The organism is Limibacterium fermenti (genome assembly GCF_041902845.1).
Classification (GTDB): domain Bacteria; phylum Bacteroidota; class Bacteroidia; order Bacteroidales; family Dysgonomonadaceae; genus Limibacterium; species Limibacterium fermenti.
Genome location: NZ_CP159486.1, coordinates 2,921,662 through 2,941,480 on the forward strand (window position 1 = coordinate 2,921,662; position 19,819 = coordinate 2,941,480).

20 protein-coding genes are annotated in these 19,819 nt (G+C 50.5%); 8 read left to right on the forward strand and 12 right to left on the reverse strand.

Annotated elements, in window-relative coordinates:
* Nucleotides 1-167: 167 nt before the first annotated feature.
* The gene (locus tag ABNK31_RS12685) at nucleotides 168-2,519 is read right to left on the reverse strand and encodes a TonB-dependent receptor (protein WP_418892872.1); all 2,352 of its coding nucleotides are present in this window, start codon (nucleotides 2,517-2,519) and stop codon (nucleotides 168-170) included.
* Nucleotides 2,520-2,693: 174 nt separating this feature from the next.
* Here ABNK31_RS12685 and ABNK31_RS12690 point away from each other — a divergent pair, with 174 nt between their 5' ends.
* From ABNK31_RS12690 to gldN, 6 genes are all read left to right on the forward strand, one after another.
* Nucleotides 2,694-3,677 carry a PorP/SprF family type IX secretion system membrane protein gene (locus tag ABNK31_RS12690; RefSeq protein ID WP_418892873.1) on the forward strand — a complete coding sequence of 328 codons (984 nt, stop codon included), beginning with the start codon at nucleotides 2,694-2,696 and terminating at the stop codon, nucleotides 3,675-3,677.
* 85 nt (nucleotides 3,678-3,762) lie between these two features.
* Nucleotides 3,763-5,190 (forward strand): SUMF1/EgtB/PvdO family nonheme iron enzyme, encoded by a 1,428-nt coding sequence (locus ABNK31_RS12695; RefSeq protein ID WP_418892874.1) that lies wholly within the window; start codon nucleotides 3,763-3,765, stop codon nucleotides 5,188-5,190.
* A gap of 142 nt (nucleotides 5,191-5,332) precedes the next feature.
* Nucleotides 5,333-6,157 carry a gliding motility protein GldL gene (gene gldL / locus ABNK31_RS12700; protein WP_418895407.1) on the forward strand — a complete coding sequence of 275 codons (825 nt, stop codon included), beginning with the start codon at nucleotides 5,333-5,335 and terminating at the stop codon, nucleotides 6,155-6,157.
* Between the two features lie 7 nt (nucleotides 6,158-6,164).
* Nucleotides 6,165-7,709, forward strand: a complete 1,545-nt coding sequence (gene gldM / locus ABNK31_RS12705) for a gliding motility protein GldM (protein WP_418892875.1) — start codon at nucleotides 6,165-6,167, stop codon at nucleotides 7,707-7,709.
* A 127-nt stretch (nucleotides 7,710-7,836) separates the two neighbouring features.
* Entirely contained in the window at nucleotides 7,837-8,070 is a 234-nt protein-coding gene (locus ABNK31_RS12710; RefSeq protein WP_418892876.1) for an addiction module protein, read from the forward strand.
* A 646-nt stretch (nucleotides 8,071-8,716) separates the two neighbouring features.
* Nucleotides 8,717-9,715, forward strand: a complete 999-nt coding sequence (gene gldN / locus ABNK31_RS12715; RefSeq protein ID WP_418892877.1) for a gliding motility protein GldN — start codon at nucleotides 8,717-8,719, stop codon at nucleotides 9,713-9,715.
* A gap of 144 nt (nucleotides 9,716-9,859) precedes the next feature.
* On the opposite strand, the gene ABNK31_RS12720 is transcribed toward gldN, so the two are convergent.
* Entirely contained in the window at nucleotides 9,860-10,198 is a 339-nt protein-coding gene (locus tag ABNK31_RS12720; RefSeq protein ID WP_418892878.1) for an addiction module toxin RelE, read from the reverse strand.
* Nucleotides 10,188-10,523 carry a hypothetical protein gene (locus ABNK31_RS12725; protein ID WP_418892879.1) on the reverse strand — a complete coding sequence of 112 codons (336 nt, stop codon included), beginning with the start codon at nucleotides 10,521-10,523 and terminating at the stop codon, nucleotides 10,188-10,190. Before ABNK31_RS12725 ends, ABNK31_RS12720 begins: the two co-directional genes overlap by 11 nt.
* Nucleotides 10,524-10,678: 155 nt before the next feature.
* Here ABNK31_RS12725 and ABNK31_RS12730 point away from each other — a divergent pair, with 155 nt between their 5' ends.
* On the forward strand, nucleotides 10,679-11,233 hold the full coding sequence (locus tag ABNK31_RS12730; protein WP_418892880.1) for a hypothetical protein: 555 nt from the start codon (nucleotides 10,679-10,681) through the stop codon (nucleotides 11,231-11,233).
* A 27-nt stretch (nucleotides 11,234-11,260) separates the two neighbouring features.
* The gene (locus tag ABNK31_RS12735) at nucleotides 11,261-12,007 is read left to right on the forward strand and encodes a DUF6261 family protein (RefSeq protein ID WP_418892881.1); all 747 of its coding nucleotides are present in this window, start codon (nucleotides 11,261-11,263) and stop codon (nucleotides 12,005-12,007) included.
* Between the two features lie 202 nt (nucleotides 12,008-12,209).
* Here the strand turns inward: ABNK31_RS12735 and ABNK31_RS12740 are convergent, their stop codons facing one another.
* From ABNK31_RS12740 to ABNK31_RS12780, 9 genes are all read right to left on the reverse strand, one after another.
* Nucleotides 12,210-12,332, reverse strand: a complete 123-nt coding sequence (locus tag ABNK31_RS12740; RefSeq protein ID WP_418892882.1) for a hypothetical protein — start codon at nucleotides 12,330-12,332, stop codon at nucleotides 12,210-12,212.
* Nucleotides 12,333-12,338: 6 nt separating this feature from the next.
* The gene (locus ABNK31_RS12745) at nucleotides 12,339-12,503 is read right to left on the reverse strand and encodes a hypothetical protein (protein WP_418892883.1); all 165 of its coding nucleotides are present in this window, start codon (nucleotides 12,501-12,503) and stop codon (nucleotides 12,339-12,341) included.
* A gap of 348 nt (nucleotides 12,504-12,851) precedes the next feature.
* Nucleotides 12,852-14,174 carry a UDP-glucose dehydrogenase family protein gene (locus ABNK31_RS12750; RefSeq protein WP_418892884.1) on the reverse strand — a complete coding sequence of 441 codons (1,323 nt, stop codon included), beginning with the start codon at nucleotides 14,172-14,174 and terminating at the stop codon, nucleotides 12,852-12,854.
* A gap of 14 nt (nucleotides 14,175-14,188) precedes the next feature.
* Complete coding sequence (locus ABNK31_RS12755; RefSeq protein ID WP_321579374.1) at nucleotides 14,189-15,415, reverse strand: FtsX-like permease family protein; 1,227 nt, start codon at nucleotides 15,413-15,415, stop codon at nucleotides 14,189-14,191.
* A 65-nt stretch (nucleotides 15,416-15,480) separates the two neighbouring features.
* Nucleotides 15,481-15,822: a 30S ribosome-binding factor RbfA gene (gene rbfA / locus ABNK31_RS12760; protein ID WP_418892885.1), complete on the reverse strand. Its 342-nt coding sequence runs from the start codon at nucleotides 15,820-15,822 to the stop codon at nucleotides 15,481-15,483.
* Complete coding sequence (locus tag ABNK31_RS12765) at nucleotides 15,801-16,469, reverse strand: O-methyltransferase (protein ID WP_418892886.1); 669 nt, start codon at nucleotides 16,467-16,469, stop codon at nucleotides 15,801-15,803. The genes rbfA and ABNK31_RS12765 overlap by 22 nt, the downstream gene beginning before the upstream one ends.
* Before the next feature lie 11 nt (nucleotides 16,470-16,480).
* Nucleotides 16,481-17,953 carry a pyruvate kinase gene (pyk, locus tag ABNK31_RS12770; RefSeq protein WP_418892887.1) on the reverse strand — a complete coding sequence of 491 codons (1,473 nt, stop codon included), beginning with the start codon at nucleotides 17,951-17,953 and terminating at the stop codon, nucleotides 16,481-16,483.
* 12 nt (nucleotides 17,954-17,965) lie between these two features.
* The gene (gene aroQ, locus ABNK31_RS12775) at nucleotides 17,966-18,412 is read right to left on the reverse strand and encodes a type II 3-dehydroquinate dehydratase (RefSeq protein WP_418892888.1); all 447 of its coding nucleotides are present in this window, start codon (nucleotides 18,410-18,412) and stop codon (nucleotides 17,966-17,968) included.
* 219 nt (nucleotides 18,413-18,631) lie between these two features.
* Nucleotides 18,632-19,819 carry a trans-sulfuration enzyme family protein gene (locus ABNK31_RS12780; RefSeq protein ID WP_418892889.1) on the reverse strand — a complete coding sequence of 396 codons (1,188 nt, stop codon included), beginning with the start codon at nucleotides 19,817-19,819 and terminating at the stop codon, nucleotides 18,632-18,634.

Consider the following 19,819-nt stretch of genomic DNA (forward strand, 5'->3'; position numbering starts at 1 on the left):
ACAATCTTTTATTCTCTTTTTTTGCGTTATCACAAGCTTGAGCCACCATTCCATCGGTTGTGTCCGCCCTGCCGTTCCTCCAAAAGTACAGTATTTTTCCCATATAATCTTTCTACTATCCTGTAAATTATTCGAGGATTGCGGGTCAATCCCTTTATCCTCTCATCTTAAAATTCTATCTTATAACTGATATTGACCAACGATGTCGCACGCATCTTCGGTTCTATTTGAAGGGTTTTCAGATTATATTCGTGACCGTAATACTCCTTGCTTTGCGTCAGATTAATTCCTTTCACCGCAAACTCATGTGCCGTTCTTTCCATATTCAATTTATAACTAAACGTATAATGGGCTATGAACAATGGTGCAAACTGTTCGGAGTACGCTCTCGATTCGTCGTAATGCATGGTCTTGCCGGGATCACGGAGCGACGCCTCTTCATCCACCGGCGTATAACGGTGGCCGCCCTGCACCGTCAGCCGGATGTTAGCCCCAAGAATATGTTGCCGCTTACGCCCGAAAATCCATTCTTTGCCAATCAATCCATTCACAATATAGCGGCGATTAAATTTCGTATCGTGCCACACACCGTTGCCGCCACGGTATTTCGAATCAAACACCGAGCCGGTAATCATGTAATACAATCCACGACTTAAATATTTTTCAAACGTGATATCAATACCGTAGTTGCGGCCATTACCTTCGTTTACTAACACATTGTCCACATAAAAAGCGCTCCGGTTCAGAACGGAATACGAACTGTCGGCAATGACGGGCACATCATACAGATATTGGAAATACGGTTCGATACGCAGGTTCTTGTTCTCCGACAGTTTATAATTATAGGCGAAGGTAAAATGATGTGCTTTGGTGAAATCGAGGTTTTTATTGGGCAAGCCGTCGTTTTCGCCTTTCACAAAATAGGCATTCAACCGTTCCATTTGGCTATGCAAACCATAACCAAAGGCAAAAGAGGATTTTCGGGAAGCTTGCCACTTAGCCCCCATGCGCGGCTCAATCGTCCAATGCCGGTTAAGCGTAAGCACCTGCGCATTGAGGCCGAGGGTGACCGTAAAACGATTCGACAGCATAACCGACGAATTGGTATAGGCCGATGCCAAATACGTGTTTCCGTTTGCTTCCGCCACATTAACCATTTGGGCATTATAATCCGGCGACGCATCAACACGCATATCGTATCTCAAACGGGAAACAGTCAGTCCTGTCTGATGGGTATGCCACGAGGCGAACTTATGATTGAGCGATGAGGTGAGAATAACATTACCATAGCGCATAAAGGCATCCCGGTAAGGCACGGGGTCGAGCTTCCGGTCATATATGTCAGCATAGGTCTTGAGGTGCGAATAGGTATATGCAAATGTCGTCTTCCACAGCGTATTCGAGCCGAAGAAATACCGGTATCCGGCTCCCGCCGCCATCGTTTTTTGATTGGCCGACGACAAGATACCGTCATCCGCATATTTCCAATCATCTACATCTTCCAGAATCGGCTTCACTTTATCCTTCAACGCCGTTCCCCACAGGGAAAATACTCCGGCTTTGGAGGTAGGAAAATTCAGTTTGAAGTTTAGATCCTGATAATCGAGTGTTCCGCCGACACTAATTTGAGGAAAGATCTTACCCATCAACCCCGTGGTGGAATAGCGGTAATTAACGATATATGACGAGTGGTGTTTGCGGCTGATGGGGCCTTCCGAAGCAAAGTCGATGCCCAATATTCCCAGTTGGAACGTATGTTCGTATTGCCGGTTGTTTCCGTTGCGGAGTTTCATATCGAAGACACCCGAAAGGGCATTGCCATATTCGGAGGGAAAAGCGCCCGTGAAAAAGTCGGAATTACCTAACACATGACTGCTGAGTGAAGATAAAATGCCACCTCCCAATACCGATATATCGGAAAAATGATTCGGATTGGGAACTTCCACATCTTCCAGCCGCCATTGCAATAAATGCGGCGCATTGCCGTGAATGGAAATGCCGTTGGTGGTCATCCCGGCTGCTACGCCGGCGAAAGAGCTCACCAACCGGGCAGGGTCATCCATACCTCCGGCGTAACGGGCGGCTTCTTCTACGCTCAACATCCGCCCTCCGCTCAACGCCATCTTATTCATCGGTTGTTCCTTGTTGACACTCGGGCGGACAACCACTTCCTCCAACTGACGAATATTTTCGTTCATCGAAAAGGAGAGCACGGTTTCTTTCGCCGAGGTAACCAATATCTCATGTAACTCCGTCGGGTCATACCCGGTCAGAGAAGCCTTGACGGTATGTCGTCCCAACGGAACTTTTGTCAATTCGAACTGACCATCATCACCGGTCACGCCCCCTATTGACGATAAATCGACCAATTGGACAGTGACATAGCCTAGAGGCACCCCCGAAGCACGGTCGGTCACCGTCCCACGGATAGTTTGCGTCAGCGGTTCGTTTTGCGCCGCAAGAGTCAGCGATAGAAACAAAATTGCAAGCAATAAAAAAAGACTCTTTCTCTTCATCATTTCATTCTTTGTTGATTATTCATGGCCTAAAAGTATAAAGATTGATACTATGATCCTTTAAAATGAGACCAACCGGGCAATTTTGTAGACGGAAAGACAATTTTTCGGCCGTTTGTCAGTTACTATATAGAAAGCGAGGGCATCGCCCGGAGCGAAACCCTCGCTATAGAAAAAATGATGCAAAGATTCAAACCGCTATTCATAACTGCCTTCATTCTGCTGCACGCCGCCGCGGCTATAGCCCAATGGGATGCGCCGCTCTCGCAATACTGGGCGGCAAAGACCTATTACAATCCGGCATTCGCGGGCGAAACGGCGAAAGGCAGAGCTTCCGCCTTTTATCGCTATGAATGGAGCGGAATAGAAAATGCACCGAAGAAGATCATCGTAACAGCCGATATGCCGCTTTCGTTCCTCAACCGAAAGCACGGTGTCGGCATGGTATCGGCAACCGAAAATTTAGGAGACCTGCGCAACGCGATGTTGGCCGTGCAATACGCCTATACACACAAGACGAGCGCCGGCGAATGGAATATCGGCGTGCGCGCGGGCGTATACGACTTGAAGTACGATGCGGGAAGCATTCGCCTCCTGGCGGACACGATCGCCGGAAACGGCAAACCGGCCTTGGAGGCGAATACGGCAGCGGAAAAAATCTTCGACCTGCATGCCGGCATTTCCTATACGGGCAGGCGCTTCTTCGCGGGATTGTCGGTGATGCATCTCAACCGCCCGGCATTTTACGCTTCGCCCGACTCACTGTCGTCAGCCGGCGTTACAGGCGATTCGGCGCGCGCGGTGATTCCCCGTACATTTAATTTGATGGCCGGATACAATATAATCCTGCCGAATCCGTTATACGAATTACAACCGATGGTGTGGGTTCTTGCCGGCTTGGACGAAACGCAGGTACAGGCAACCCTGCGCGCCGTGTATAAGAAAAAGTTCTCGGCGGGCGCTTCGTGGCGGTCCCGCAACGGATACGCGTTCTTCGCCGGAGCTGTGATAAAGGATATTGAAATGGGCTACGCTTACGAATGGCATACCGCCGGCATCGGGCGTGAAAGCCAAGGCTCTCACGAAATCGGCATCCGCTACCGCTTCGACGTCAACGCGAAGGAACAGCGGCCGGCGCAAAAAAGCATCCGGATATTATAATTCGCTAATTTGCTAATATGCTAATATGCTAATATGCTAATTCGCTAATTCGCTAATTCGCTAATTCGCTAATTAAAAAAGATATATGAGAAAGATAATTATTCCGATCGTATTGGCCGCAGCGCTTTTCTCGTGCGGCAGGCGGGGTATCGTCAGCACTACGGGAGGCGAACTGACCGGCATTCCCGCCGGCAAGGTATGGGACGAGCCTACGCCTTACAACATGACGCTGGTCACGCGCGGCGCCTATCGCATGGGCCCCGCCGATGTCGATTCGCTCTGGGGCTTTACGATCCCCGCCAAAGGGGTTTCGGTCGACAACTTCTGGATGGACGAAACCGAAATCACCAACTCGCAGTACAAGCAATTCGTCTATTGGGTGCGCGACTCCATCATCCGCGAACGGCTCGCCGACCCGGCGTACGGCGGCGATGATATCTATAAGATCACGGAGGATGAATACGGCGATCCCGTCACCCCGCATCTCGACTGGAAAATCCCTATCCCCTGGACGCGCAACACGGAAGAAGAGGAGGCCGCCATCAACAGCGTATATACCACCCATCCCGTCACCGGACAAAAGATGCTCGACGCCCGGCAGATGAACTTCCGCTATGAATGGTTCGACGCAGCCGAAGCCGCCAAACGTTCCTATCGCCTCAATGCCGCCGAACGGAGCCTCAACACCGACCGCCCGGCCGATCCCGCCGAAGTGATTCTCATCTCGAAGGATACCGCTTATATCGATGCCGGCGGACGCATCGTCAACGAAACCATTACCCGCCCGTTGAACAGCCTGTACGACTTCGTCCACACGCGCATCGTCAATATCTATCCCGACACCACGTGCTGGGTCAACGATTTCCCCGACGCCAACAACGAATATTATATGCGCAACTATTTCGCGCATCCGGGCTTCGCACATTATCCCGTGGTGGGCGTGTCGTGGGAACAGGCCACCGCTTTCTGCGAATGGCGCACGATGTTCCTTCAGCGGAGCATCAACCGAAAGGAGGTTGCTATCGAAAAATACCGCCTTCCCACCGAGGCGGAATGGGAAATGGCTGCGCGCAACGCCAACTCGAACAACAAATATCCTTGGGATTCGGATGCGGTGACGGCCGAGAATGGCTGCTACAACGCCAACTTCAAGCCGGGCGAAGGAGCCTATGCCGCCGACAATCACCTGATTCCCGCAAAAGTGCGCAGCTTCAACCCGAACAACTTCGGACTCTTCGACATGGCGGGCAATGTAGCCGAATGGACGTCCACCTCCTACACCGAATCGGGCAACGAGCGCATGAGCGACCTCAACCCCGAATACCGTTATGATGCCGCGCCGGATGATCCTTACACCCTGAAAAGAAAAGTGGTGAAAGGCGGTTCGTGGAAGGACGCATCGACCTTTATCCGCTCCGACATGCGCGACGAGGAGCATCAAAACCGGGGGCGGTCTTACATCGGCTTCCGCTGCGTACGAACGCAGATCAATTTTTCCAATTCAAAACGATAAACCAACCAAGCAGATCAGTCACGTCATGCATACAGACAATAAATTCAAAAACAGACTCGAGCGTTTTCTCAACACCGAACGGGGACGCCGTTTCATCAACTACGCTTACAGTTTCGGCGCCGCCATCGTCATCCTCGGCGCCATGTTCAAACTGCTCGCTTTCCCCTTCGGCAACGAAATGTTGTTCATCGGGATGATCACCGAATGCGGGGTCTTTATCCTCTCGGCCTTCGATACGCCTCTCCGAGACTATGAATGGGATCATGTGTTTCCGGCGCTGGCAACCAACGGGGACAGGGAGACTCAGCGACAAGGAGACTTGGAGACAAAGAGACTTGGAGACTTGGAGACTGGGAGACAGAGGGACAAGGAGACAGAGGGACAAGGAGACTCAGCGACAAGGAGACTTGGAGACAACGAGACAACGAGACTTGGGGACGCAGGAACAGTATCTCCCGGTCTCCCAGTCTCCCCATCTCCCAGTCACTCGGTCTCCCAGTCCCCCGGTCTCCCCATCTCCCAGTCCCCCGCTCTCCCAGTCTCCCCAGTCTCCCCAGTCTCCCCATCTCCCCATCCCCCCGTCACCCAGTCTCCCGGTCACCCGGTCTCCCCGTCCCCCGGTCACCCCGTCGCGCCTGCCCCCTCGCCCGAATTCGAGCGTTACGCGGCGGACTATTCACAGCAGATGGAAGCGCTCAACCGCAACATCGCGGGCTTGAACACGATTTATGAAATTCAACTCAAGAGCATCAGCGGGCAAATCGATACGATCGAACACATCAATAGCGGCCTCAACCGCATCAAGCATCTCTATGACGACAGCGTGCCCGACAGCGCCGTCTTCCGTCAGGAAACCGAAAAGATGACCGCACAACTCAAAGAACTCAATCAGGTCTATGCTCGCCTTATCGAAGCGATGACCGTCAATATGGGAAATACGGGAAACACTCCCCGCCCGAATGCATAATTAGAAAATGGCAGCAAATAGTCCGAATTCTCCCCGCCAAAAGATGATCAACCTGATGTATCTGGTTTTCATCGCGATGCTTGCGCTCAATGTGTCGGCGGATGTGTTGAACGGCTTCGACAAGGTGGAAGACGGCCTCCGTGCATCGACCGCCAACCTTTCCGAACGCAATACGCTAATCCTCGACGAGCTGGGCGCTTACAACGACCGCAACCCCGACAAGGCGGGCGAATGGTACGGCAAGGGGCGGCAGGTACGCGCCATGAGCGACTCGCTCTCGACTTACATCGAAAGCCTAAAGGTACGCATGGTGCAAAAAGCGGATGGTAAAAAAGGCGATGTGACGCATATCAAAAAACGCGATGACGTGGAAGCCGCTTCGGTCGTCATGCTCTCGCCCATCGACGGGCAAGGACGCATCCTGCGCGAGGCCGTCGACGCTTATCGCACCCGCATCGCGGCATTTCTGCCCGACAACGGCCGGAAACGGCTCATCGAAAACAACCTGGACACCGGCGCAAAGGGCGGCAAAAGTTGGGAGGCTTCGCTATTCGAACATATGCCCGTCTCGGCGGCCGTGACGCTGCTTTCGAAACTGCAAAACGACATCCGCTCGGCCGAAGGCGAAGCGCTCGACAACCTGTTGAGCAGTGTCGACGTGGGAGACTTCCGCGTCAACCGGGTGAACGCTTATGTGATCCCCGAGTCGGACGTGGTCATTCAGGGCGGCACGTACAACGCGCGCATCGTCCTCTCGGCGGAAGACTCTACCAAATATCCCGCCATCAGGGTGAACGGACGGACACTCGACGCCTCGCAAAAGGGCGTCTTCAGCGCATCCGCCGGCAGCGTCGGGACCTTCCCGGTGGAAGGATACATCGAACTGCCCAACGCCGACGGATCGGTGTTGCGCCGCACGTTCCAAAGCCGTTATACCGTCATCGAGCCGATGGCCACCATCGCCCCCGTGTTGATGAACGTATTGTATGCCGGCATCGACAACGAAATAAGCATCTCCGTGCCGGGGTTCGCCCCGCAGGATGTGACCGCCACCATGACCAACGGCACCCTCGCGCGGCGGGGATCGCTCTGGGTGGCGCGCCCGTCGGCCGTCGGGCAAAACGCCACGGTATCCATTGCCGCACGCACCGGCTCGCAATCGCGCACGCTCATATCGAAAGAGTTTCGCGTACGCGCCCTGCCCGACCCGACGCCCTACATCGAATATACGGATGGCAACGGCAATCCGGCGATGTTCAAGGGCGGCGCTTTATCGAAAGCGGTATTGATGAATGCGGACGGCATTAAGGCGGCGATTGACGACGGCATCCTCAACATCCCGTTTCGGGTGAAGAGTTTCCGTACGGTGTTCTTCGACTCGATGGGCAACGCCATTCCCGAAGTATCGGACGGCAGCCGCTTTTCGGCGCGGCAGAAAGAACAGATGCGCCGTCTTGCGCGCGGTAATTATTTCTATATCTCGGGCGTGATGGCTTCCGGTCCCGACGCCACGGAACGCGAAATAGCCGTCATCGAAGTGAGAGTAAGATGATTATTGATGCGCTGAGATGCTGATGGGATGAAGGGATGAAATTGGTTGTAAGATATATGAAAAGAGAATAAACTCCTCGTACTTTTTATAATAAATAGTATCTTTACACGGATAAAATAAAAAGATTATGAATATCTCAGTAGATTTAAGAAAAAGAGTATTACAGTATGTCGATTCGGCAGACAATCATCTCTTGCGCATGATGGAAGCCTTGGCTGTGAGTTATCACGAAGATGAATCAGAAGACGAATTGACCGATGCACAAAAAGGCGAATTGGACAAAAGATTGCAAAAATATAATGAAGGCAAAATGGTGTTTCAGACTTGGGAGGAAACGCAAGCAAAACTCGACCGCATTTAATGAAACACCGTTTATTAATATCAGAGGAAGCCTATGAGGATATTGTGCAGGCTATCCTTTATTATAGGGGTTTGTCTTCAAATGACCTTGAGAATCGATTTAAACAACAGTTGAAAGGAGGTATAGATTATATTTCTCTGCATCCGCAACATTTCGCTATTAAATACAGGCAAATAAGGATATACAATTTAAGAAGTTTTCCTTATTAGATTCATTTCTTATTAGATGGACAAACAGTGAAAATATTTGGTGTTTTCCACGGAAGAAGTAACCCGGAATCATGGAAAGAGCGACTCAAAAAATAGACCGAAGAATATAACCTCTAACGGGATTCACAAGGTGTATTTATTGTGAAATTCCGTATCATATAATTCGCCGAGATGTTTGAATGACCACCGGGCAGATTCGTTGAGGGGAAGGCATTGTTGGGGAATATCTTTCTTGGTGGCCGATATCGTATACAGTTCAGCGGGCTCATTGACGGACGATGATTTTCTTCTTCAATGATTACGGCGCAGGATGAACGGAGTAGAGCTAATAACTCTTTCCCTCGGGACTATGTTCGTCAATAGTGATTTTATATGTCGACATATCGATTTTAATTATTTTGTAAACATACAAAGGTAAGAAGATAAAAGAACAGATAATGAAAAAAAAACGTATTTTATTCATCCTAAGCGCCGTCGCCTTCGCAATGGTTTCGGTATGTAATAGTTGGGCGCAGGAAACGGCGCAGGATATCCTGAACCGCCGCAGCAACCAAACCGCACAACCCAACCGTGCAACCGCCGCATCGGGCATCCGGGCTCGGCAACTGAACAGAGGGCAAGAAGACATCCTCGACCGCGCAAAATGGTCGCGCATCATCTACCGTTATCTCGACTTGTCGAAGGAAGCCAACGCCCCTCTTTATTATCCGCTTACACCCGAGGACGGGCGCATGAATCTCTTCTCGATGATTTTCCGCCTTCTGCAGGACGGACAGATCAAGGCGTATGAATATCTCGACGGCAAAGAACTGTTCACCGATCAATATACGGTCGATTTTAACGAATTCCTCGACCGCTTCGATATCTATCATACGGTAGAAAACGGGCGCCCCGTGGTGAGTGATGTGGACATTCCCGCCAACGAAGTACAGGGATATTATCTAAAGGAAGCCTATTATTTCGAGACGGGGACGTCGAACTTCCACCGCGTGCCGATCGCGATCTGTCCGGTCATCTTCCGCCAGGGCGATTATGATGCGCAGACGGTGCGTTACCCGCTCTTCTGGATTCCTTATGCCGAAATCGCTCTCTATGCCTTGCAAATGCCTCTGATGACCTCGAGCCTCAACAATACGATGAGCGGCACGGTGGACGATTTCTTCCGCAAGCACGACTATGACGGGGAAATCTATAAAGCGGCCAATCCTCGTAACCTGGCGATTTCGCAATACACTTCCACGCCCGAAGAGGTGGCACGTGAACGGGCGAAAATCGAACAGCAACTCCTCGAGTTTGAAAAGGGTCTATGGAAAGAGGAACCCTATGCCTCCGCACAACAAGCGAAGCAACGGTCTTCCAAGAGACAAAGCCGGAAAACCGGAAGCGGTTCTTCATCGTCCGCCTCTGCGCAAACCATGCGCGACCGGAGGTACTGAAATGAGCGATGAACGATGAGCGATGAACGATGAGCGATGAACGATGAACGATGAACGATGAACGATGAACGATGAACGATGAGCGATTTGCTCTTGACACAGAGACCGGAGACCCGTACCCATCTTTGGCGCAAGTCAGATTATTTATAGCCCGACTTCCTCTATCAATGCCTTTATTTCATTTGCCGTAATGGTATCCCGCTCGCTCTTGTCGTAAATATAAAGCAAGTTGATTTCACGTTCTTCCGGATTCACGATAACCGTCACGGTGATCACTCGCGCGCCGTGGCTCTTGCCGCGCCCTTTGCTGCCGACAGCCATACGCACTTTGCGGATGCCGTTGCCGAGACTGACTCCCGCCTCGGGATTCTTGAACAATTCCTCCTGCAATATCTGAAGATCTTTTTTTAAAGAAGGATATTTTTTACCGAGTCGTTTGACCTCTTTTTTAAAAGGAGGATTGATAATAATACTATAACTCATCGATCAATTCTTGTAAAGTTTCTCCTTTTCTCCCTGTGCGTTGGCGCTCCTTCATCTCTAAAAGCCCTTCGCGGATGGCGGACAGGATCTCTTCTTTGCCGATGGTTTCTTCTTCCTCGTCAACGGCGGGTTTCGGGGCGGATTGCCCGGCGGTTTTTACCAACGTCTTGACGGCCTTTTGAAGGATGCTCGGATTGTCGATGCTGATCAATGCATGGATGCCTGCCAACTTAAGGGCATTCATATCTGTCTCGTAAGCCGCTTGCGGTTCAGACACCTTATTCGTTTCTTTCTCAACGGATTCATTCTGCTTTTTCGTTTTCATTTCTTTCTATACATAAAATGGTTAATCGTCACAAAGGTATCGTATTTTCCGGAAGAAAAAGAAAGCCGGAAGAAAAATAATCACGCAAATAGTTGGCGGTTTCAAAAATTGTTCCGACCTTCGCCGTGTAATCCGGATGTTTGTGTCCCGATAATATGAATGAACTTCTTTTATATGATAAAAGGGTGTTCATCTATCGTAACGGACGTGAGGTCCATGAGAATCGTATCCCATCCGTCCCCATATTGCCCGCCTTAGACAGCACCTTAACGGCGACCCCGCGCAAAGGGCTTTTCGTATGCCGGAAACCTGCCGCGACCCCGCACAAGAGGCTTTTGCGCTTCCAAACGACATTCATAGACCTCGATAAGGAGGCTTTCCGTTTTCAAAACACCTCTAGAGGACGCCGCGAGACACCTTCCGCACTTCAAAACACATCTTTCGACCCCGATAAACCTATTTTTGACCTCGAAAATCCATTTCCCGACCTCGATAAACGTGTTTCGGGACTCCGAAATGCATCTATTGACCCCGGTGAGGCGTTTTCGACCCTCCGAAGGTGTCTCGCGCGGGTCTTCAAAGCGTTTTTCAACTCTTGCAGCCCGTTTGTAGAGATCGGCCGTCCGGTTTCATTTTTCCGGCTTTCCATCGCCGGGGTGCACGGGGAAAACATAAGACTTCAAGAGCCGGTAATGGCCGGCGTTACATAGTGTATTAATCAATTAAATGGATATAAAATGGAAAAGATTATCAATTTTGGCTTAGGCAAGCTCAACAATTCCGAACATATCGGATTTCATTCTTCTGTTTCTTCCTTCATCCCCACCGCAAGCCCTGAAAAAATCGGGGCCGAAACCTTGGCGGATCCTTACGGGCAGGCTATCGATGCCGAGCAAGACCTGGTGCATCGCGGCACAGGCAGTTCTACCACGGCGGAAAAAGACGCCCTGGAACCCGAACGCGATGACTATTGCTCCTATATTATCAGTGAAATCCTCAACGCGGCCCGATCGCCAAATTCCGCCAAACGCGACGCTTACACGGCATTAGTGCCCGTCATCAGCCCCTATAAAGGCCTCGCCTCGCGGCCGAAGAACCAGGAGACGGCCGACATCAAGGGGATGGTGCTCGACCTGCGCGCCCCGGCCCTGGCGCCTCACATCGCGGCTGTGGGTATCGGTACGGACATCGATGCGCTGGAAACGATAAACGACAGTTACGACCAATGGGAAAAGCAAACGGTGCTCGACAAGCCCGCAGCAGCCGATACGGCAGCCAAACGCAAGGCGATCGACAAACTTTACGGCCAGATTACCCAACGCGCTTATGCCATGGCCGTGCTTGCCACAGCCGAGCAGCCCAATGCAGAGGCTAAGGAGTTCGTTTCGAACGTCAACAACCTGATCCAACGAACCAAAACGCTCTACAACCAACGCATCGCGCAACTCAAAGCCGACCGGACAAAAAAGGAGACCGGAAAATAAAGGCCTTGTGAAAGGCTTTGTGAATCTCTCGTTAACGGAGGGTGTCGTTAGCGGCACCCTCTTTTATATAGTCATTGCGCTTTTATTCACGCCCAGCACGCTTCGCCCCGGGCTTTAAGTTCCCCGATATAACGGTCAGTTGCAACAGCCATATGCTCCATTTCATATTCTTCAACAACATCCGAAACAAGAGTCAGTTCTATCATATTTTTATCTGTAGGCGGAAGCGCTCATCCAAGCCATCCTGCTTTCGGGCATACCATTGTTTCGCAGACAATAAATCATTCTTAACCTCGTCAAGATAGAAAGCTGCGTATTTCTTCATCTCCTCTTATTGAAAAAGCTGATCCGGCGGATGCAGCCGTCCGGGATGCTTATTGGCTGTTTCCAGACGTGTGTCAATAAAATCCTTTTCCCATTGGGGGAGATCGCCGGTGATCTCTTCAACGTCCATGGAAACTCCATCTTTATCTTTTAATATCTGTGCTTGTATCATAATTCCAATAAATTAAGAAACTGTTTAAATTTCTTACGAAGTCTATATTTGAAATTCTTCGCCTTCAAAAAGTTTCTTTTTTGTATTCTTCTTCCTTTTATTTGGCTCAAATAGCCCGCTATTATCGTCAAAACAAGAAAGAATACTCCTAAAAAATAATTCTTTTTGAAGCAGCGAAACAAATTTAAACAGTTTCTAAGTCGTTTTGCATGATCGGGCATCATTCAAACAAGTTTGATTTCTGCTCCCGCCTAACGAAATAGTTTTTGAATGTGTAAGGCAATCTCGATGAATCGGGACAAGTGGAGGATAGGGCTCGAAAAGGGGATTCATCAGCACATCAGCACATCAATCTTTCTGTCCGATACCCTGATGGTCGAAGCCGTAAGAGGCCAAATCTTCTCGGTTATAGATATTCCGTCCGTCAACCACCAAATGAGAACGCATAATCTTCTTCAGAATATTCCAATTCGGCAGCCGGAACTCTTTCCACTCGGTGGGAACGATCAAGGCATCGGCCTCGTTGGCGGCGTCGTAAATATCCGTGGCATAGTAAATGTCTTCCTGCAAATACTTGCGCGCTTCTTTCATCGCCGCGGGATCGTAAGCCCGCACGTTCACACCGGCCTTCAGCAGGCTCCGGATAAGAGTCAGCGAGGGGGCATCGCGCATATCGTCGGTTTCGGGTTTGAACGACAATCCCCACACGCCAACCGTTTTGCCCTTTATATCTCCCTGAAAATAACGGCTGAATTTATCGAACAAGATGCCTTTCTGCCGGTTGTTCACTTCTTCCACCGCTTTGAGTACGCCCATCTCATAACCGGCCTCCTCGCCGGCTTGAATGATGGCGCGGATATCTTTCGGAAAACAACTCCCGCCGTAACCGCAACCCGGATATAAAAAGTATTTACCGATGCGCGAGTCGCTGCCCATGCCGCGGCGCACCATGTTCACATCCGCTCCGAGGCGTTCGCACAGGTTGGCGATGTCGTTCATAAAACTGATGCGCGTGGCCAGCATGGCGTTCGAGGCATATTTCGTCATTTCCGACGAAAGGATATCCATAAAGATTACTCGGAAATTATTCAACAGGAAGGGGCGGTAAAGCCGGGTCATCAGGTTGCGCGCCCGCTCGGTCTCAACGCCGACCACAACGCGGTCGGGACTCATAAAATCTTCCACCGCAGCGCCTTCTTTCAAGAACTCGGGATTCGAGGCCACATCGAAATCGAGGTCTTCCGCGCCCCTCAGACGCATGCGTTCCTTTACCTTTTCGCGGATACGGAAAGAGGTTCCTACCGGTACGGTGCTTTTGGTCACGATCAACAGCGGCGTATCGATATGGTCGCCGATGGTACGGGCGACTTCAAACACGTACGAAAGATCGGCATTCCCCTGCTCGTCCGACGGCGTACCTACCGCAATAAACACAATTTCCATGCTGTTCAGCACCGACGGCAGATCGGTGGTGAAATGCAGACGGTCGGCTTCGTAATTCCGCAGAACAATATTCTTCAATCCCGGCTCGTAAATCGGGATCACTCCGTTTTTCAGCCCTTCTATCTTTTCGTTATCGATATCGACACAGGTGACATCCACCCCCATTTCGGCAAAACACGCGCCCGACACCAGTCCCACGTATCCTGTTCCAACAACGGCTATCTTCATACAATCTCGTTACTTTATATTGATTTCAATTTTTTCTTCAGATTATTGACGGGATACAATACGGTCAGCCCGCAAATGACGCTCACGATGGCAAAGACGATGACGACATCGGTAAAGCGGACAATCACCGGATAGGCATCCACGACATACGCGCCCGGCGTATCGCTCAGACGGATCAGCCCGAAATGCTGCTGCAAAAGGCATAATGCCAGTCCCAAAACAATACCGGCGATGATGCCGATAAGCGAAATGAGCCATCCTTCATAAAGGAATACGTGCAAAACGAGAGAATCGGGAGCGCCCATATTCCGGAGGCTTTTGATATCCTCGGTTTTCTCTACGATAAGCATCAGCAGCGACCCGACGACATTAAAAACGGCTATCAACAAGATGAAGGCAAGGATGAGGAACGTCACCCACTTCTCGATTTGCAGCATGCGGTACGACTCTTTTTGTTGCTCGTAACGGTCTTCGACCAGATAGCTGTCGCCCAGCGCCCGCTCGATCTCCGATTTCACCTTTTTCACCGATGCCCCGGCCTGTAATTTGATATCGAGCGACGACACTTCCGTTTCGTAGCGCAACAACTCCCTGGCCAGTTGAATGGGAATGATTGCCAGTTGATCATCGTATTCGGGTTGGTTCAGGCTGAACACGCCCCCGACAAATGCCGATCCGATGGTGAATGCCGACGAAGGATTCGCGAGGTTCACCCGCTCATCGCGCTTCGGGGAATAGATTTCTACCGGATCGATGTAACCGGCGCGTATGCCCAACGTCATCGCCAAACCCGCCCCGATACTCGTATAATCGACCACATCTTCGCGTAAGCGAAAATCACCGTCGATCAGAATGCGATCCATATCGGCCAACAGGCGGAACTCTTCCGACACTCCTTTCAAACGGACCGGCACCTGCCGGTCGCGGTAACGGAAAAGGGCGTTCTCTTCGAGCGATTCCGAAATCATCCCGATCCCCTCGACTCGAAGGGCCCGTTCGAACGGAGGCGTATGATAATCGAAAACCTTGCCTTGCCGGGCGGTGATTTTCAGTTCGGGATCGAACGCACTGAACAATCCTTCCACTACCCCGCCAAAGCCGTTGAAGACCGACAGCACGCACACCATCGCCATGGTGGCAATAGCTATGCCGCACACGGAAATGATCGAGATCACATTGATCGCATTGTGCGATTTCTTCGAGAAGAGATATCGCCGGGCAATAAAAAAGGATAAGTTCACTGCATCGTTTTTTTAGGTGTTGTATACCGGGGGCGTTGCTTGGAGCGACATTCTTTGTAACGCTTTTACTTATCGTCTTTCAATAACTTGTCGATGTTCTCGATATAATCGAGCGAGTCATCGAGATGGAAATTCAGATCGGGGATTACACGTAACTGCTTCCCCACTCTTTTACCCAAGTCGTAGCGCACCGCCTTCACGTTCTCGTTGATATTCGCCAGCAACTCCGCTCCTTTATCGGACGGGAAGATACTCAAATAAGCATGCGCGATGCCTAAGTCGGGCGAAACACGTACATTGGTCACCGAAATGAGTACGCCGTGCATCTTTTTGGTTTCGAGCAAAAAGATCTCGCTCAGTTCTTTTTGAATCAAGCGGTTTATTTTTAACTGTCTGTTTGTTTCCATCGTCTATCTTTTTTTCGTATCAGCGTCAGTCCGTCACGAATAGGAAGAATCACCTTCTCCACGCGATCGTCGGCCGCCAACTTCTCATTAAATTCCAAAATTCCTTTGGTCTGCCAATCGTTGTTTGGCGTCTTCTCCAGCACCTTACCGCTCCACAACGTGTTATCGACCAGAATATAGCCTCCGGGTAACACTTTGGGAAGAATCAGTTCATAATGTTCCCAATACTCCCTCTTGTCGGCATCGATAAACACCATCCCGAAAAAATCTTTGGCAAAAGCAGGAACAATCTTTGCCGCATCGCCGATATACAGGCATATCCGACCGTCATAAGGCGATGCGGCAAATGCTTCGCGGATAAAATCCTCCATCTCGTCATCCTTTTCAATCGTATAAACAAACGAAATGCCGGTTAATCCCTCTGCGATACACAAGGCGGAATATCCCGTGTAGGTTCCGATTTCGAGTACATTTTGCGGACGAATCATCTGCGTGAGCATTTTCAAAAACCGCCCCTGCAAATGCCCCGATAGCATGCGCGGATGCACCAGACGGATATGGGCTTTGCGATAGAGATCGCGAAGCCATGGCGGCTCCGGATCGCTATGCGACAAAATATATTCTTCCAATGAATCGGTATCGAGCATGCCATTCGGCTTTATAAGGTGAAATCGGGCAGATTATATTTGTCTTTGGCTTCCAGAATCTTTTCCACCTCGCAGATATCAAGGTACGTTGTTCCTCCGGTTTCCCCGAAACTGCCGCCCAAATAAGCCACCCGATCTTCCGGAAGCAATAAGCCTTCGTCCATCAGCTTTTTGATGGCATATATATAATAAGCCCGGCGGCTCTCTTTCGTATTATCGATTCCGCGCCCCGGTTGATGTTCGGCCGTAACCCCGTAAGACAATGCCAACTCCCTCGCCAACCGCTCAGTGGTGGCAATCGCAAACACCGGGCGCCGTCCCCTGAAAGCAGCCAACACACGTGCCGTACGGCCGGTATGACTGTCGGTAACGATAGCCTTCGTGTTGAGGCGGGAGATGGACTTGACCGCTTGTTTAGCCATGAATGTCGTCACTTCCTTATCATCGTCTTCGTCATAAGGAACGGGAATATCGTTTTCCCTCAGTTTCGTCTTTTCCGCCTCATAAGATACTTTTCTCATCGTCCGCACCGCCTCTACGGGATATTTGCCGTAAGCCGTTTCGCCGCTGAGCATGATGGCATCGGTACGATAATAAATCGCATTGGCAATGTCGGTGATTTCCGCACGTGTAGGACGCGGATTCTCAATCATCGAGTGCAGCATTTGAGTCGCGACGATGACCGGCTTCTTGTGATGGATAGCCAGACGGATCAATACCCGTTGTATGCCCGGTATTTTTTCCTGCGCCACCTCGATACCCAGGTCGCCGCGCGCCACCATGATGCCGTATGCCGCATCGAGAATCTCGTCGGCATTGTCGACGCCTTCCTGATTCTCTATCTTCGCGATAATCTTGATGGGGCTTTTATATTCGTCGAGGATACTTTGCACTTCCAGAATATCTTCCTTGCTGCGGACAAACGAGTGGGCAATGAAATCCAGATCATGCTTGACGGCCAACTCGATAAACTTACGGTCGCGCGGGGTAATGGTGGGCAGATTGATGCGCACCCCCGGCACATTGACGCTCTTACGGCTTCCGACCACGCCATCGTTCTGTACCACACAAAGCAAATAATCGGGATGCACTTCCTTCACTTTCAAGTCCACTTCCCCGTCATCGATGAGCAGGTCTTCGCCTTCTTTCATCTCTTGGGCGATTCCTTTGTAAGAAACGCAAATCACTTCCTGGTTGGATATCCCGTCGGGATCTCCTATAATCTTGATGAGTTGCCCGGTAGTCAACTCGATGGGTTTTTCCGCTATGGTGGTCCGTATCTCAGGACCTTTCGTGTCCACCAATAAAGCAATGCGGTTGGACACAGCCCGCACGTTGTTGACGATTTTTAGAAAACCTTCTTCGTCGAGGTGGGCAGAGTTGAGCCTGACCACGTCCATACCTTCTTCAAAAAGTTGTTTGACGAATGGCACGTCACAGCGCTTATCGGAAATAGTCGCTACGATTTTTGTCTGTTTAAACATATCCTTGTTCAGTTATGAGTGATGATTTTGAGTACGAGTCGTTATTTTTAACAAAGCCTCTGTCGCCAAGCGATACGAATCGGTTCCGAATCCGGCAATCACTCCGGCGCAAACAGGCGAGAGCAGCGATTGATGACGGAACGATTCGCGCGCATGCACATTTGAAATATGCACCTCTACGACCGGCGCCGGCACCGCCTTTATGGCATCACGCAGAGCAATGGAGGTATGCGTATATCCTCCGGCATTCAGTACGATACCGTCGCTTCCGAAACCGGCTTCTTGAATCTTGTCGATCAGTTCGCCTTCTATATTCGATTGGAAATAGGAAAAATCCACGTGGGGAAATTCGGCTTTCAACGTCTCCAAATAATCGACAAACGACTCTTTGCCATAAATATCCGGCTCGCGCATGCCCAGTAAATTCAAATTGGGACCGTTGATAATTTCGATCTTCATATCAGTGGCTTGTTTTTATGGGCAAAGATACAATTTTACCCCTTAAAAACATATCTCCCGTCTATTTATTTTTCTCCCGCCTAACGGCTTCCCGACATTTGACGGGTAAAAGAACGCCCTCTCGCGGCGCAAGTCCCTGACTTGTTCCAAACAGGATGCAGGGACATGAATAGGAAGCGCCGGCGGGAAAGCGGCGCAGCAGAAACGAGCAACCGTTGATTATGAAAGAAGCGAAGACAATGCCTGATCGAGATCGCCGATCAGGTCTTCCGTATCTTCCAATCCGACGCTGAAACGGAAGAATCCTCCGGAAAACTCTTCGGGGAATAAATATTGACGTTCGTCATCGGGGCCCAGAAAAACGATAAGGCTTTCATCGTGCCCCAGCGATACGGCCGAAGTAATAATTTTGAGGCGGCTGATAAACCGGTTGTGTCCATCCGCATCCAGCTTAAGCCCGAAAGCGATCATTCCCGAAAATCCGGGATGCATCTGACGTTTGGCTATCTCATGCCCCCGATGACTTTCCAAGCCGGGATAAGCCACGAAGCGCACCAACGGATGTTCCGCAAGAAAACGCGCAATGGCCAATCCGCTCTCGTTATGCTGACGCATACGAAGCGGTAAAGTAACGGCTCCACGCATAATCAACCAGGCATTGAACGGACTGATAACACCTCCGACATTCACCATGGCTTCCGCACGGATTTGATCAATCCGTTCTTTTTTTCCCAGCACGGCACCGCCCATCGCATCGCCATGCCCGTTAATGTATTTGGTAAGGCTTTCCACAACCAGATCGGCCCCCAACGTTGCCGGAAGTTGATTGTAGGGAGAAGCGAAGGTATTGTCGACCGACAACAACGCTCCGTTTTCGTGGGCGATATGCGCGATAGCCTGAATATCGGAAATATTGAGTGTCGGATTGCCGGGCGTTTCGATATGAATCAATTTCGTATTGGGACGAATCGCCCTTCTAACGGCATCGACATCGGAACTGTCGACGAGCGTAGCGGAAATCTGATATTTTTCCGGCAAGTATTGAGTCAGCAACCGATAAACCGCAATGTACATCACGTTGGAAGAAACCACATGATCACCTGAACGCAAGAACGTAAAAAAAACGGCATGCAATGCGGCCACGCCCGAGGCCAACACCACCGCATCTTCCGTCTGTGAAAGTGCCGCCAACTTTTCTTGCAAGTAACGCTGATTAGCCCCTCCGTTGCGGGTATATAGCGCCGTGCCGGCATCGCTCCAGTTCATTTCCGCCGCATCATAAGGCAAGGCATAACTGTTTGCCATGGTGATAGGACGGCGAATCGCCCCGGTTTCTCCATCCACTTCATTCCCTGTGTGTATACTTCGGGTTGCAAATCCGAATTTTGCATCGATATTCTTTGCCAT

Bases quoted from the DNA above. Each gene is read 5' to 3' on its own strand.
- ABNK31_RS12695 (WP_418892874.1), top strand. From the start codon at position 3,763: ATGAGAAAGATAATTATTCCGATCGTATTGGCCGCAGCGCTTTTCTCG.
- ABNK31_RS12725 (WP_418892879.1), bottom strand. From the start codon at position 10,523: ATGAAAACGAAAAAGCAGAATGAATCCGTTGAGAAAGAAACGAATAAG.
- ABNK31_RS12720 (WP_418892878.1), bottom strand. From the start codon at position 10,198: ATGAGTTATAGTATTATTATCAATCCTCCTTTTAAAAAAGAGGTCAAA.
- gldN (WP_418892877.1), top strand. From the start codon at position 8,717: ATGAAAAAAAAACGTATTTTATTCATCCTAAGCGCCGTCGCCTTCGCA.
- ABNK31_RS12780 (WP_418892889.1), bottom strand. From the start codon at position 19,819: ATGGCAAAGAATATCGATGCAAAATTCGGATTTGCAACCCGAAGTATA.
- ABNK31_RS12730 (WP_418892880.1), top strand. From the start codon at position 10,679: ATGAATGAACTTCTTTTATATGATAAAAGGGTGTTCATCTATCGTAAC.
- ABNK31_RS12750 (WP_418892884.1), bottom strand. From the start codon at position 14,174: ATGAAGATAGCCGTTGTTGGAACAGGATACGTGGGACTGGTGTCGGGC.
- ABNK31_RS12735 (WP_418892881.1), top strand. From the start codon at position 11,261: ATGGAAAAGATTATCAATTTTGGCTTAGGCAAGCTCAACAATTCCGAA.
- aroQ (WP_418892888.1), bottom strand. From the start codon at position 18,412: ATGAAGATCGAAATTATCAACGGTCCCAATTTGAATTTACTGGGCATG.
- gldL (WP_418895407.1), top strand. From the start codon at position 5,333: ATGTTCAAACTGCTCGCTTTCCCCTTCGGCAACGAAATGTTGTTCATC.
- ABNK31_RS12685 (WP_418892872.1), bottom strand. From the start codon at position 2,519: ATGATGAAGAGAAAGAGTCTTTTTTTATTGCTTGCAATTTTGTTTCTA.
- ABNK31_RS12710 (WP_418892876.1), top strand. From the start codon at position 7,837: ATGAATATCTCAGTAGATTTAAGAAAAAGAGTATTACAGTATGTCGAT.
- ABNK31_RS12690 (WP_418892873.1), top strand. From the start codon at position 2,694: ATGATGCAAAGATTCAAACCGCTATTCATAACTGCCTTCATTCTGCTG.
- rbfA (WP_418892885.1), bottom strand. From the start codon at position 15,822: ATGGAAACAAACAGACAGTTAAAAATAAACCGCTTGATTCAAAAAGAA.
- ABNK31_RS12745 (WP_418892883.1), bottom strand. From the start codon at position 12,503: ATGATACAAGCACAGATATTAAAAGATAAAGATGGAGTTTCCATGGAC.
- gldM (WP_418892875.1), top strand. From the start codon at position 6,165: ATGGCAGCAAATAGTCCGAATTCTCCCCGCCAAAAGATGATCAACCTG.
- ABNK31_RS12765 (WP_418892886.1), bottom strand. From the start codon at position 16,469: ATGCTCGATACCGATTCATTGGAAGAATATATTTTGTCGCATAGCGAT.
- ABNK31_RS12740 (WP_418892882.1), bottom strand. From the start codon at position 12,332: ATGAAGAAATACGCAGCTTTCTATCTTGACGAGGTTAAGAATGATTTA.
- pyk (WP_418892887.1), bottom strand. From the start codon at position 17,953: ATGTTTAAACAGACAAAAATCGTAGCGACTATTTCCGATAAGCGCTGT.